Source organism: Bacillus paralicheniformis, from assembly GCF_002993925.1.
GTDB lineage: Bacteria > Bacillota > Bacilli > Bacillales > Bacillaceae > Bacillus > Bacillus paralicheniformis.
This window is the reverse complement of the sequence record NZ_CP023665.1, coordinates 3,483,759-3,496,363: the sequence shown is the minus strand read 5'-3', so window position 1 is coordinate 3,496,363 and position 12,605 is coordinate 3,483,759. Positions and strand designations below refer to the sequence as shown.

General features: G+C 47.3%; 14 protein-coding genes. 11 read left to right on the top strand and 3 right to left on the bottom strand.

All coding sequences use genetic code 11. The features are described 5' to 3' along the window. Positions 1-120: 120 nt before the first annotated feature. Together CP943_RS17950 and CP943_RS17945 are read left to right on the top strand one after the other, a co-directional pair. A complete protein-coding gene (locus tag CP943_RS17950) occupies positions 121-1,650 on the top strand; it encodes a sodium-dependent transporter (protein ID WP_023856192.1) in 1,530 nt (509 codons plus the stop codon). After that, positions 1,647-1,760 (top strand): methionine/alanine import family NSS transporter small subunit, encoded by a 114-nt coding sequence (locus tag CP943_RS17945; RefSeq protein ID WP_003184985.1) that lies wholly within the window; start codon positions 1,647-1,649, stop codon positions 1,758-1,760. The genes CP943_RS17950 and CP943_RS17945 overlap by 4 nt, the downstream gene beginning before the upstream one ends. 46 nt (positions 1,761-1,806) lie before the next feature. Here CP943_RS17945 and CP943_RS17940 read toward each other — a convergent pair whose 3' ends face one another. Beyond that, positions 1,807-2,787, bottom strand: coding sequence for a M23 family metallopeptidase (locus CP943_RS17940; protein WP_023856191.1), 981 nt, complete (start codon positions 2,785-2,787; stop codon positions 1,807-1,809). Between the two features lie 252 nt (positions 2,788-3,039). Between CP943_RS17940 and lipA the strand changes: the two genes are divergently transcribed. Beyond that, complete coding sequence (gene lipA, locus CP943_RS17935; RefSeq protein WP_023856190.1) at positions 3,040-3,936, top strand: lipoyl synthase; 897 nt, start codon at positions 3,040-3,042, stop codon at positions 3,934-3,936. A 57-nt stretch (positions 3,937-3,993) separates the two neighbouring features. On the opposite strand, the gene CP943_RS17930 is transcribed toward lipA, so the two are convergent. Continuing rightward, positions 3,994-4,611 carry a YhcN/YlaJ family sporulation lipoprotein gene (locus CP943_RS17930; RefSeq protein ID WP_020452845.1) on the bottom strand — a complete coding sequence of 206 codons (618 nt, stop codon included), beginning with the start codon at positions 4,609-4,611 and terminating at the stop codon, positions 3,994-3,996. Positions 4,612-4,714: 103 nt separating this feature from the next. On the opposite strand from CP943_RS17930, the gene CP943_RS17925 reads away from it, so the two are divergent. Genes CP943_RS17925 through CP943_RS17915 form a run of 3 tightly spaced genes read left to right on the top strand, consistent with a single transcriptional unit; the run spans position 4,715 to position 6,249 of the window. Further along, positions 4,715-4,990: a YutD family protein gene (locus CP943_RS17925; RefSeq protein ID WP_003184977.1), complete on the top strand. Its 276-nt coding sequence runs from the start codon at positions 4,715-4,717 to the stop codon at positions 4,988-4,990. A 27-nt stretch (positions 4,991-5,017) separates the two neighbouring features. After that, the gene (locus CP943_RS17920) at positions 5,018-5,458 is read left to right on the top strand and encodes a DUF86 domain-containing protein (protein ID WP_023856189.1); all 441 of its coding nucleotides are present in this window, start codon (positions 5,018-5,020) and stop codon (positions 5,456-5,458) included. Positions 5,459-5,478: 20 nt separating this feature from the next. Next, positions 5,479-6,249, top strand: a complete 771-nt coding sequence (locus CP943_RS17915; RefSeq protein WP_020452843.1) for a TIGR01457 family HAD-type hydrolase — start codon at positions 5,479-5,481, stop codon at positions 6,247-6,249. A gap of 47 nt (positions 6,250-6,296) precedes the next feature. Here CP943_RS17915 and CP943_RS17910 read toward each other — a convergent pair whose 3' ends face one another. Continuing rightward, positions 6,297-6,797: a phosphatidylglycerophosphatase A family protein gene (locus tag CP943_RS17910; protein WP_020452842.1), complete on the bottom strand. Its 501-nt coding sequence runs from the start codon at positions 6,795-6,797 to the stop codon at positions 6,297-6,299. 144 nt (positions 6,798-6,941) lie between these two features. Here CP943_RS17910 and yutH point away from each other — a divergent pair, with 144 nt between their 5' ends. The 5 genes from yutH (at position 6,942) to thrB (ending at position 12,515) form a co-directional block, all read left to right on the top strand. Further along, positions 6,942-7,952, top strand: coding sequence for a spore coat putative kinase YutH (gene yutH, locus CP943_RS17905; protein ID WP_031305043.1), 1,011 nt, complete (start codon positions 6,942-6,944; stop codon positions 7,950-7,952). 91 nt (positions 7,953-8,043) lie between these two features. Next, positions 8,044-9,006, top strand: a complete 963-nt coding sequence (locus CP943_RS17900) for a 2-hydroxyacid dehydrogenase (protein ID WP_023856187.1) — start codon at positions 8,044-8,046, stop codon at positions 9,004-9,006. A gap of 232 nt (positions 9,007-9,238) precedes the next feature. Continuing rightward, on the top strand, positions 9,239-10,540 hold the full coding sequence (locus CP943_RS17895) for a homoserine dehydrogenase (protein WP_095292354.1): 1,302 nt from the start codon (positions 9,239-9,241) through the stop codon (positions 10,538-10,540). Further along, positions 10,540-11,598: a threonine synthase gene (gene thrC / locus CP943_RS17890; RefSeq protein ID WP_023856186.1), complete on the top strand. Its 1,059-nt coding sequence runs from the start codon at positions 10,540-10,542 to the stop codon at positions 11,596-11,598. Before CP943_RS17895 ends, thrC begins: the two co-directional genes overlap by 1 nt. Next, a complete protein-coding gene (gene thrB / locus CP943_RS17885) occupies positions 11,595-12,515 on the top strand; it encodes a homoserine kinase (protein WP_020452837.1) in 921 nt (306 codons plus the stop codon). The genes thrC and thrB overlap by 4 nt, the downstream gene beginning before the upstream one ends. Positions 12,516-12,605: the final 90 nt, after the last annotated feature.

The window sequence follows — 12,605 nt, the reverse complement described above, 5'->3', positions numbered from 1 at the left end:
TCTATTTTCTTAAAAAAATACTTTGACTTAGGCAAAAAGACTGTATATACTATTCAATAATAATAATTATTAGAAAATTCATTGTTTTCAGATGTTTCAATAAGGTAAAGGAGGAAGCTTATGGATAGTCGTCCGCAATGGGGAACAAGAGCGGGTTTTATTTTAGCAGCTGTCGGTTCTGCGATCGGTTTGGGGAATATATGGAGGTTCCCGGCTGTAGCTTATGAAAACGGAGGAGGCGCGTTCTTTCTGCCATATTTGTTCGCGCTTTTGACAGCAGGAATCCCTCTTCTCATCATGGAATTTACAATCGGCCATAAATACAGGGGCTCAGCCCCGCTATCCTATGCCCGGATGGGGAAAGGAAAGGAGTGGATCGGCTGGTGGCAGGTCGCCATCTCATTTGTCATCTCGACGTATTATGCCGTGATCGTGGCATGGGCCATTTCTTACACTGTCTTTTCTTTCAATTTAGGCTGGGGTAAAGATACAGAAAATTTTCTAATGACTGAATATTTAAACAGAGTTGATATTGGTGGAGGAGCCATCGGGCAATTCGGAGGCTTCGTGCCGGGCGTCCTGATTCCGCTCGCGATTGTCTGGATTGTTTCCTTAGGCATTTTATTTGCCGGAGTCAAAAAAGGAATCGAAATTGCGAACCGCATCTTCATTCCGCTGCTTGTGGTCTTATTTTTAATCATCGTCATTTATTCGATTACACTTGACGGGGCTGCTCAAGGGCTGAATGCGTTTTTCACGCCTGATTGGAGCCAGATAACAAACGGAAAAGTTTGGGTGGCGGCATACGGCCAAATTTTCTTCAGTCTGTCGATCGCGTTTGCCATCATGATTACGTATTCCAGCTATTTGCCGAAAAAATCCGATGTTACAAACAATGCGTTCATCACCGGCTTCGGGAATTCGTCGTTCGAGCTGCTGGCCGGGATCGGGGTATTCAGTGCGCTGGGCTTTATGGCCGCGCAGCAAGGCGTTCCAGTCAAAGAGGTCGTCTCTTCCGGAATCGGTTTGGCGTTCGTCGTCTTTCCGCAAATCATCAATGAGTTTCCGGCGTTTAATGTGCTTTTCGGATTTTTATTCTTTGGTTCGCTAGTTTTGGCAGGTCTGACGTCTCTCATTTCGATCTCTGAAACATATGTTGCCGCGATTCAGGATAAGTTCAACGTTCCGCGGCGGAAAGCCGTCCTGTTCGGTGGAGGGGCTGCTGCAATGTGTTCGCTCGTATTTGCGACAAAAGGCGGGTTGTTCTTTCTCGATGCAGCCGATTACTTTATCAACAATTTCGGAGTGGCGCTTGCCGGATTGATCGAAGTCGTTGTGATTGCATGGTTTGCGAAAGAGCTGAAAGCTTTGCAGGCTCACGCCAATTCGGTTTCCGACATTCAGCTCGGCGCCTGGTGGAGAATCTGCCTGAGCGTCGTCACACCGATTGTTCTGGGGTATATGATGTTTGATAATATCAAGACGAATATCACAACAGCCTACGGTGATCTGCCGGTAGAGTTTCTCCTGAAATGGGGATGGTGCGTCGCTGTTGGAGCGATCGCAGCCGGGTTTATCCTTTCACTTTCAAAATGGAAGAACGAACTGAAATATACGCCATTTCAACATGACAAGGAGGTTTCCTCATGAACGGCGCATCTATAGCAATGATGGTAATCGGCATCGTCATTATTTGGGGAGGCTTGGCCGCAAGCATCATCAATGCGGTTGTGAAAAGCAAGAAAAGCCAAGCCGGTTAATCTCTGAAAAGAAGACATCCCTATTCTTCTGAAATAGGGATGTCTTTTATTTTTTCTTTCGAAGCTCCTTCCGTTCCCATGCCCTTAAATGAGGATAAGGGTCAAAAGACCATTCGGTTCTTCCGTTGTCTTTATACATGCCGTAGTGAAGATGGGGCGGGAATTTTCCCGATGTCCCCGGCGGCCCGTATCCCGTTGCTCCGACCGAGCCGATCACTTGGCCGGGTTCGACGATTTCTCCCACTTTCAAGCCTTTTGTGAATCCGTTCAAATGAGCGAAATAATGGTACGTATTGTTGATGTCTCTGATTCCGATCCGCCAACCGCCGAAACGGTTCCAGCCTTTCATTTCAACAATACCGTAGCATGTCGACCGGACGGGGAGGCCATAATGGGCGAACAAATCCGTCCCTTCGTGAATCCGCCTGCCCCCGAATCCGCGGGCATCTCCCCATGTGCTTCTATAGCTGTAATCTGATCTTACGGGAAGAGGAAAGGCGTGCTTGCTCAAATCAATGTGGCCGTATTTTTGAAAAAGCCTGATAAAGCCTGATATGATGCCGACCGTCTGATCCCTTTCGTAAAACTCCCACAGGCCGATGCGGATATTTTCTATGTCTCTTCCGTATGTCAACAAGTATTGTCCAAACGTATAAAGGACGTCTTCATCCTGATCCGGTTCCGCCAGTCCGTCTCCGTTTCCGTCCATTCCAATTCCGTCAAAAACCTTGATGCTGAGCGGCGATGTATCTTTCGGGTTGGGGTTTTCAGGTCCGCTCCACACGCTTTGCGGAATATATATCCCGGTGTGCCCTTTTTGCTTCGGCAAGTCCTTGCGGTTTTTGCGGATGTTGATTTCGTATTGGTCGACAGCCGCGAAAACATACCAAGGAATATGGGTTGCAGCTTCTGTTTTATGATAAAGGGCCATTCTCTTTTGCAGATCGGGCTCTTTTTTCTCCTTTGCAAGAGCGCACGGCTGCGATATAAGCAAAAGGAGGATGAGAACGGATAATACAGCTTTCACAGTGTCCTTAGCTCCTTTCAGTTTGAATACGGTTAGTTTGTGACATCTGCGGAAATCGATAATAAGAAAATGTTAGAAATTCCATCTTGACTAATCAAGCTCTTGTTCACAAATCTGTACTATGTTAAAGTGACTAAAGATGAAGATTTAGCAATTTTAATTTAAGCGGTTCCAAAGCAGAGGGACACATCCGGCGCTATGTCACAAATTTCGTATTGAACATGACTACAATCCACAATGGAGATGATGGAATTGGCAAAGAAAGACGAGCACCTAAGAAAGCCCGAATGGCTTAAGATCAAGCTGAACACAAATGAAAACTATACGGGCTTAAAAAAATTAATGCGGGAAAACAACCTCCATACGGTCTGTGAAGAGGCGAAATGCCCGAACATCCACGAATGCTGGGCCGTCAGACGTACCGCAACCTTTATGATTCTCGGATCAGTCTGTACGAGAGCCTGCCGCTTCTGTGCGGTGAAGACGGGGCTGCCGACAGAACTTGACTTGAATGAGCCGGAAAGAGTCGCGGATTCTGTGAGCATCATGAATCTGAAACACGCGGTCATTACAGCCGTTGCCCGTGACGATTTAAAAGACGGAGGAGCAGGGGTATTCGCTGAAACCGTACGCGCCGTCCGGAGAAAAAGCCCGTTTACAACAATCGAAGTTCTCCCGTCTGACATGGGCGGAGACTATCATAATTTGAAAACGCTGATGGATACGCGTCCGGATATTTTAAACCATAATATTGAGACGGTCCGCCGCCTGACGCCGAGAGTCCGTGCGAGAGCTACATACGAAAGGTCATTGGAATTTTTGCGCCGCGCCAAAGAGATGCAGCCGGACATCCCGACGAAATCCAGCATCATGATCGGCCTCGGCGAAACAAAAGAAGAAATCATCGAAACAATGGACGACCTTCTTGCGAACAACGTCGACATCATGGCAATCGGCCAGTATCTGCAGCCGTCCAAAAAACATATTAAAGTACAGAAATATTACCATCCTGACGAGTTTGCCGAACTGAAAGAAATCGCCATGGAAAAAGGCTTCAGCCACTGTGAAGCAGGGCCGCTCGTCCGCTCTTCATACCATGCCGATGAACAGGTGAATGAAGCGTCTAAAAAACGCCAGGCACAGGCATAACATTGGATGAAAAAACGCCAGCCGTTTGCGCTGGCGTTTTTCTTATTTATTTTCAGGTCAGGATTCGGTCGCTTTTCCTTTTCCGTCAAGGCCGTTTTCATCTGTACCTGTCGTTGTTTTGCCTTGCGGTGATTTTTGCATTTCCTTAATCGTATCGGCCATCAGCTGATCAACGTTTCTTGAATTGGCTCCAAGCCGGCTGAAGTTGGCGACGGATTGCATCATATCCGGATCATCGGAAATATAGATGTGGTAATACCTCGGAATGACGGATGCCGCCGTCTTTTTAACTTGGTCAGCCGTCTGTTCGCGCTGCCCAGAGTCCGTTTTGTACACGACAAGCGCTTCTTCGTCTGTCACAAGTGCTGAGGCATCTTGAATATTGGGAAGCTGAACCGTTAAACTAGATATAATATGCGCCATTTCTTCCCGATCAATTTGAGGCGCCTGCATTTCTTCCTTGTTTGCGACTGGAGTTGCCTGATGGCGCGCATAACCGAATCTGCCTTTCCGGTTGTCATTTCTGAACTTTTCATGATATTGAGGGTTCTTGTCTGCAACGTGAACGGTATTTCCGTCTTCGTCATATATATTGTGTTCGGTATCATTTAAGGCTGTCTGGCATCCTGCTAAAGGCACCGCCAGCAGCCCTGCTAAAAGAATTTTTTTATTCATTCTGCTTTTCCTCCTCATTTATAGCTTTTCCAACGGGGAGGATTTATTCTTAGCAATTGATGGCGGCACGGGTTTGAATTATCATATAAAAGAGGTGAAAAGAATGATTGTCGTTCAGAACGCTGCATTTGAAGTCGTCAAAGATGTGAAAAACGGTTTTAACGAAGAAGCGTTTAAAGCCAGATACTCCGACATTTTAAATAAATATGACTACATCGTCGGGGATTGGGGATACAGCCAGCTGAGGCTGAAAGGCTTTTTTGACGATCAAAATCAAAAGGCCACATTTGATACGAAGATCAGCACGCTTGATGAATATATTTACGAGTACTGTAATTTCGGATGTGCCTACTTTGTTTTAAAACGTCTGCGAAAATAAGCGATCATAAAAGGGGATGCTCTGATGATGTATTTTGTCGATCGACACAAAATCGAAAACACGCTGAACTTCCTGGAAGAGGAGCTGCGGCTTTATCAAACACAGGAGGAATGGACTTCCGACGTCGAAAAAAAAGCGCTCGAACGAATCGGCCACACGCTGATCGAATGTATATTGGATATAGGGAACGATATGATTGACGGCTTTATTATGAGAGATCCGGGAAGCTATGACGACATTATGGATATACTGACCGATGAAAAGGTTGTCAGCCAAGCGGAAGGCGACAGTCTGAAACATTTGATCGCCTATCGGAAGACATTGGTTCAAGACTACTTGAATGTCAACCATGAAGAATTGGACATGCTGCTCAGCAGGCATGCGGAAACGCTTGAGAAATTTCCGGCGCGGATCCGCGATTATTTAAACCATGAGCTCGGTCCGGTATCCGCATTCAAACCGCACTAAACAAAACTGGAGTGTACAACATGAAAACATACAAAGGATACTTAATTGATCTGGATGGAACAATGTACAAAGGGACGGAAAAAATCGAAGAAGCATGCGAATTCGTAAGGAAGCTGAAAGAACGGAGCATCCCGTATCTGTTCGTCACTAACAACTCGTCGCGCACGCCGAAGCAAGTGGCGGACAAGCTTGTTTCATTTGATATTCCGGCCGAAGAGAGCCAGGTATTCACAACCAGCATGGCGACCGCCAATTTTATCGCCGAACAAAAACCGGATGCTTCCGTATATGTGATCGGTGAGGAAGGCATCCGCCAGGCCATTGAGGAAAAAGGACTGGCATTCGGCGAAGAAGACGCCGACTTCGTCGTCGTCGGTATCGACCGCGGCATTACATACGAAAAGCTAGCCGTCGGTTGCCTTGCCATCCGCAACGGCGCTACATTCATCTCGACTAACGGCGATATCGCCATTCCTACAGAAAGAGGACTATTGCCGGGCAATGGTTCTCTCACGTCAGTATTAACCGTTTCTACGCAGACAGAGCCTATTTTTATCGGCAAGCCGGAGCCGATCATCATGGAGCAGGCGATGAAGGTGCTCGGCACAAATATCAGTGAAACGCTGATGGTCGGTGACAATTATGATACGGATATTATGGCGGGAATGAATTCCGGGATGGACACGCTTCTCGTTCATACGGGCGTGACCAAAAAAGAACACCTTGAAGCCTACCAGGAAAAGCCGACATATGTCATTGATTCTTTAACAGACTGGATGGATCGCATCTAAACCGCAAAAAAACACTTGTCTTTTAAGGACAAGTGTTTTTTAATGGCTTATTCCGCATCTTTTGCTCGATGCGCCAGTCTGCTGGATGCGGCTGCCGCAATCGCTCCGACGATATCATCCAAAAACGTGTGGCATTCGCCTGTTGATTTATCGTTTAAACGTGCGAGCACTCCCGGTTTGATTTTATCGATATATCCATAGTTTGTATAACCGATTGATCCATACAAATTCACAATGGAGAAGGATAAGATTTCATCGACGCCGTACAAGCTTTCATCTGTCTCGATTAAGGTTTGGAGCGGTTCCATGAGCTTTCTTTGCTCACCCAGCATATCCAATTGAATCCCTGTGATCACGGCGTTTTGAACTTCGCGTTTTTTCATGACCCGGTTGACATTCTCTTCACATTCTTCTTTTGTCAAGTTTGGATGATATTTCTTCTGTAGTACGTAGACAAGATCAGCAATATCAGAAATCTTGACGCCCCGTTTCTCAAGCCATTCTTTTGCTGCTGTTTCGATTTGATGCATGCTGTTGTTTTCCGGCATCATTTTCACCCAATCTTTTTTTACTTAGTGTATACAAACAACCTTAAAAATGTAACGATTTTAGAACTCTTTTTCCGAATCAATTCATAATCGAATCCCTTCATGATTACGATGTGTAGAAGGAGAAATATTTATCAGGAAGTGATGTCCGTGAAGGAGCTGATCAAAGAAAAATTCGGAATCCATATTCGCGATCTTACTTCATACTTGTCTTATCAGGCTTTTCATACCCCGAATTCGATGTTTTTGATCGTCCCGGTATCCCACTTGAGTCAGGATGAGCTGGCGGAATTGTTTAGTATGAGTCAGTATTTGCAAGAACAGCGCGACCCATACGTTTCATCTTTTATATTGACAAAGGATGGGGAGATGACATTTGAGGACAATGGCGCCTCATATGTGCTGCTTCAAGCTGCTCCCCGCATGACAAACAGCTCCGTTTCATTTGGGGCGGAGCTGGCTGAATTTCATCAGAAGGGAAGAGGATACCCTTATGAGGTAAAAGAAACCTCGCGGATCGGGCAGTGGAAAGAACTTTGGGGGAAACGGCTCGACCAGCTAGAACAATTCTGGATCCAAAAAACGCAGGCAAGACAGCTGCAGCCTTTTGAAAAACATTTTATCGAATCGTTTCCTTATTATCTCGGTTTAACCGAAAACGCGATTCAATATTTGGCCGATACCGAATTGGATGATCAGCCGCAGGCCGCCGACTCCGGGACGATTTGCCAGCAGCGGCTCACCTGCGAGGCTTTAAGGCGCGAGCCGCTTATTAAAATCCCGATGGAATGGGTGTTTGATCATGCGGCCAGGGATCTTGCGGAATATGCCAGAAGCTTGTTTCACGAAAGGAAAAACTTCAATGACATCGCATTGTTTTTTCAGCAATACGAACAAGCCGCGCCGCTTTCCTCATTTTCTAAACGGCTGGTGTACAGCAGGCTTCTGTTTCCGCTTCACTATTTTGAGACGGTTGAAGGGTATTATATTTCTCCTGAATCAGAGCACCATTATTTTGAAAGCAGACTCGACCATTTATTGTCTCGAGCGCCGGCTTATGAGCAATTTCTGAACGGATTTCAAGAAATGGCAGGCATGAGAGCCGCAGGATTTATGAGCATGCCGCCTGTCAATTGGCTGAAAAGGACACCATAGACGCCGCGGTGTTCTTTTCTTCATGTTAACATTTCCGGATTTTTTCGATATGCTTAGATTGGAAGCTACTCTTAGAAAGGAACGAGGCAGCATGGACAAACCGTTTGTATATGTAACGAGAAAATTACCGGAAGAACAGCTTTCTGCGTTAAAAGAAGAAGCCCGTATTGAGATGTGGGAAAAGGAAGAAGAACCGTGCCCGCGCGCCGTTCTGGCGGAAAAAGCAAAAAAGGCGCACGGACTGTTGACGATGCTTTCCGACACAGTTGATGAGGAGCTTTTAAAAGGTGCGCCGCATTTAAAAGTGGTGGCCAATTTGGCGGTGGGCTATGACAACCTCGATGTGGAGGCTGCGAAAAAGCATGGCGTCATCTGCTGCAACACGCCCGGCGTGCTGACAGAGTCAACGGCAGATTTGACGTTTGCTCTGCTGATGGCATCCGCGCGCAGAATCGTCGAGGCAAGCGACTGGATTAGACAAGGCAACTGGACGGGCTGGGGGCCGCTGCTTTTGGCCGGAGCGGATATCCATCATAAAACGATTGGCATCGTCGGGATGGGGAGCATTGGACAAGCCGTCGCCCGGCGGGCGAAAGGCTTTGGCATGGAGATTTTATATCATAACCGCACCCGCAATCCCGAGGCGGAAGCCGAACTGGGCGCATCCTATCTATCCTTTGGCGAACTGCTCGAACAGGCGGATTTTGTGGTATGCCTGACGCCTCTGACTGAGGAAACGAAGCATCTGTTTAACCGCAGCGCATTCAAAAGGATGAAGCGCTCCGCTATTTTTATCAATGTCTCAAGAGGACAGGTTGTGAATGAAGACGATTTATATGAAGCCCTGATCGAAAAAGATATTGCCGGCGCAGGACTCGACGTCTTTGCGGAAGAACCCGTGCAGCAGGATCACCCGCTCGCCAATCTGCCGCAAGTGACCGCGCTGCCTCACATCGGCAGCGCCACTGTCGAAACGAGAGAAGCCATGATGAGGCTTTGTGCGGAAAATATTGCGCTTGTCCTGGGAGGGAAGCCGGCAAAGACCGAGATTTGATGTTTCTTCCGGCCGGCCTGACGGGTCGGAAGATTTTCTCGCGAAAATATTTCTGAATATATAGAATCTTATTATATCAATGTATAAAGCGTTTTCATGATTTGTTTTTCAGCAAATGTCATCTTGTCAAAAAAAGAATCCCCCATTATAATGTTTGTAACTTAAATGTCTGCGTTGTGTTTACAAATGTCCTCAGAGAGAGGACGATAAGAGAGAGAAAGGTGGAATTTCATTGAAGGCGATACGAGTGGGGCTGCTAGGATTAGGAACAGTCGGGAGCGGTGTGGTGAAGATTATTCAGGATCACCAGGATAAGCTGACACACCAAGTCGGATGCCCTGTTACGATTCAAAAAGTTCTTGTAAAAGATAAAGATAAGAAGAGGGATGTCGACCTTTCCAAAGATGTTCTGACGACGGAAGCTTATGATGTCATTCAAGATCCGGAAGTGGATGTCATCATTGAGGTCATCGGGGGAATCGAGGAGACAAGACGCTATTTGCTTGACGCGCTTCAGGCGAAAAAACATGTCGTGACAGCGAATAAAGATTTGATCGCCCTCTATGGATCGGAACTGACGGCTGCCGCGAAAGAAAACGGCTGCGACCTTTATTTTGAAGCGAGCGTCGCCGGCGGGATTCCGATTTTGCGAAGCCTGGAAGACGGGCTGGCTTCAGACCGGATTACGAAAATGATGGGAATCGTCAATGGAACGACCAACTTCATTTTAACGAAGATGAATAAAGAAAACGCGCCTTATGCTGAAGTGCTGAAAGAAGCGCAGGAGCTCGGCTTCGCCGAAGCGGACCCGACAGCTGATGTTGAAGGTCTTGATGCGGCGAGAAAGATGGCGATTTTGGCCAGGCTCGGTTTCTCAATGAATGTCGATCTTGACGATGTCAAAGTGAAGGGCATTTCCCAAGTGTCTGATGAAGACATCAATTTCAGCAAACGGCTCGGCTATACGATGAAGCTGATCGGCATCGCCCAGCGCGACGGACAAAAAGTCGAAGTGAGCGTCCAGCCGACATTGTTGCCGGAGCATCATCCGCTGTCTTCCGTCCATAATGAATTCAATGCGGTTTACGTGTATGGCGAGGCCGTCGGGGAAACGATGTTTTACGGGCCTGGCGCAGGAAGCATGCCGACTGCGACCGCCGTCGTATCAGATTTGGTTTCCGTCATGAAAAACATGCGTCTCGGCGTGAACGGCAGCAGCTTTGTCGATCCGCAATTTGAAAAGAAGATCAAGGCACCTTCTGAAATCTTCGCCCAGCAGTTTTTAAGAATTCATGTTAAAGATCAGGTCGGTTCGTTTTCAAAAATCACATCGATTTTTTCGGAAAGAGGCGTCAGTTTTGAAAAAATTCTGCAGCTTCCGATTAAAGGCCATGATGACCTGGCTGAGATTGTCATTGTGACACATCATACGTCAGAAGAGGATTTTACGGATATCTTGCAAAAGCTGAATGATCTTGAGGTTGTTGATCAGGTGAAAAGCACTTATCGAGTAGAAGGGAACGGTTGGAGCTAATGTGGAAAGGACTCATCCATCAATATAAAGAATATTTGCCAGTAACGGATAAAACACCGGAATTGACGCTGAACGAAGGAAATACCCCGCTCATTTATCTGCAAAATCTTTCGAAAAAGCTCGGAATCGAGCTTTATGTCAAAACAGAGGGTGTCAATCCTACAGGCTCCTTTAAAGACCGCGGGATGGTCATGGCGGTCGCCAAGGCGAAAGAAGAAGGCAATGACACGATCATGTGCGCTTCGACCGGCAATACGTCAGCTGCTGCTGCGGCTTATGCGGCTCGCGCCAACATGAAGTGCATCGTCATTATTCCGGACGGCAAAATCGCCTTCGGAAAGTTGGCCCAAGCCGTCATGTACGGCGCTAAAATCATTGCGATCGACGGAAACTTCGACGATGCCCTGAAAATGGTGCGCAGCATTTGCGAGAAAGAGCCGATTGCACTCGTCAACTCTGTGAATCCTTACCGGATTGAAGGACAGAAAACCGCTTCCTTTGAAATTTGTGAACAGCTGGGCGAAGCGCCTGACATCCTTGCAATTCCTGTCGGGAATGCCGGAAATATTACGGCTTACTGGAAAGGCTTTAAAGAATATCATGAGAAAAACGGCACAGGCCTGCCGGTCATGAGAGGTTTTCAGGCGGAAGGCGCGGCCCCGATTGTCAAAAACAAAGTAATTGAAAAGCCGGAAACCGTTGCGACAGCGATCAGAATCGGAAATCCGGCAAGCTGGGACAAAGCGGTCAATGCTGCAAAAGAATCGAACGGAAAAATCGATGAAGTGTCAGACGAAGAGATCCTGCACGCTTATCAGCTCCTGGCAAGAGAAGAAGGCGTATTTGCAGAACCGGGATCGTGCGCATCTATTGCCGGCGTACTGAAACAGCTGGAAACGAAAGAGATTCAGCCGGGGGCGAAAGTTGTCGCTGTCTTAACCGGAAACGGCTTGAAAGATCCGAACACAGCCGTTGATGTGTCGCAGATCAAACCTGTCACACTGCCGACAGATGAAGAAGCCATTCTCGAACACTTAAAAGGAGCCGCTCGTGTATGACTGAGGCTGACATGCTGTTTTCCGTTACGGTTCCCGGAAGCACGGCCAATCTGGGCCCGGGCTTTGATTCAGTCGGCATGGCGCTGTCCCGTTATTTGAGACTGTCTGTTTTTCCTCATGATGAGTGGCGTTTTGAGGCTGAAACAGAAGTCGTAGCGGGAATTCCTGAAGGGACGGATAATTTAATTTACCAGGTGGCCAAACGGACCGCCGCTCACTTCGGAAAAGACCTTCCGCCAAGCCTCGTCAAAGTGTGGAGCGATATTCCGCTGGCGCGCGGTCTCGGCAGCAGCGCAGCCGCAATTGCCGCTGCGATTGAGCTGGCGAACGAACTTGCCGATTTAAAGCTCTCTGACCGCGAGAAACTCCATTTTGCAAGCCTTGAAGAAGGCCATCCTGACAATGCCGGAGCATCGCTTTTCGGCGGGCTTGTCATCGGACTTCATGAAGAAGATGAAACAGAGATGGTTTCGATGAAAGACATCGATTTGGATGTCGTTGTCGTCATTCCTTTTTATGAAGTGCTGACAAAAGATGCGCGGGATGTTCTTCCCGAAAGCCTCTCTTATCCGAAAGCGGTGGAAGCAAGCGCGGTCAGCAATATGCTCGTCGCCGGACTGATGGCGAAAGATTGGAAGCTTGTCGGCCGCATGATGCAAAAAGACCTCTTTCATCAGCCTTACCGAAGGGCGCTCGTCCCTGAGCTTTCTAAAGTGGAGCATGAAGCAGGCAAAAACGGCGCGTTTGGGACCGCTTTAAGCGGAGCAGGACCGACGATCCTTTCCTTTATTGAAAAAGGAAAGGGAGACGCGCTGAGAGATCAGCTTGCTTCTAAGTTTCCGCATTGTGAAGTGGACTGCCTTCATGTCCCGGATACAGGCATTATCGTTGAAAGAAAATCAGTAAACAGTGTTTAACGAAAAAAGAGCTTTTTCGGCTCTTTTTTTGTTTGCCTTCAAAACAAGGATTTTTATTTAGAAAGTCGAAATAGTATGACAAACATATAG

Coding starts and splice junctions, on each gene's coding strand:
- CP943_RS17910 (WP_020452842.1), bottom strand. CDS start 6,797: ATGCCGGAAAACAACAGCATGCATCAAATCGAAACAGCAGCAAAAGAA.
- CP943_RS17925 (WP_003184977.1), top strand. CDS start 4,715: ATGATTGTCGTTCAGAACGCTGCATTTGAAGTCGTCAAAGATGTGAAA.
- thrB (WP_020452837.1), top strand. CDS start 11,595: ATGACTGAGGCTGACATGCTGTTTTCCGTTACGGTTCCCGGAAGCACG.
- yutH (WP_031305043.1), top strand. CDS start 6,942: ATGTCCGTGAAGGAGCTGATCAAAGAAAAATTCGGAATCCATATTCGC.
- thrC (WP_023856186.1), top strand. CDS start 10,540: ATGTGGAAAGGACTCATCCATCAATATAAAGAATATTTGCCAGTAACG.
- CP943_RS17920 (WP_023856189.1), top strand. CDS start 5,018: ATGTATTTTGTCGATCGACACAAAATCGAAAACACGCTGAACTTCCTG.
- CP943_RS17900 (WP_023856187.1), top strand. CDS start 8,044: ATGGACAAACCGTTTGTATATGTAACGAGAAAATTACCGGAAGAACAG.
- CP943_RS17950 (WP_023856192.1), top strand. CDS start 121: ATGGATAGTCGTCCGCAATGGGGAACAAGAGCGGGTTTTATTTTAGCA.
- CP943_RS17915 (WP_020452843.1), top strand. CDS start 5,479: ATGAAAACATACAAAGGATACTTAATTGATCTGGATGGAACAATGTAC.
- CP943_RS17930 (WP_020452845.1), bottom strand. CDS start 4,611: ATGAATAAAAAAATTCTTTTAGCAGGGCTGCTGGCGGTGCCTTTAGCA.
- CP943_RS17945 (WP_003184985.1), top strand. CDS start 1,647: ATGAACGGCGCATCTATAGCAATGATGGTAATCGGCATCGTCATTATT.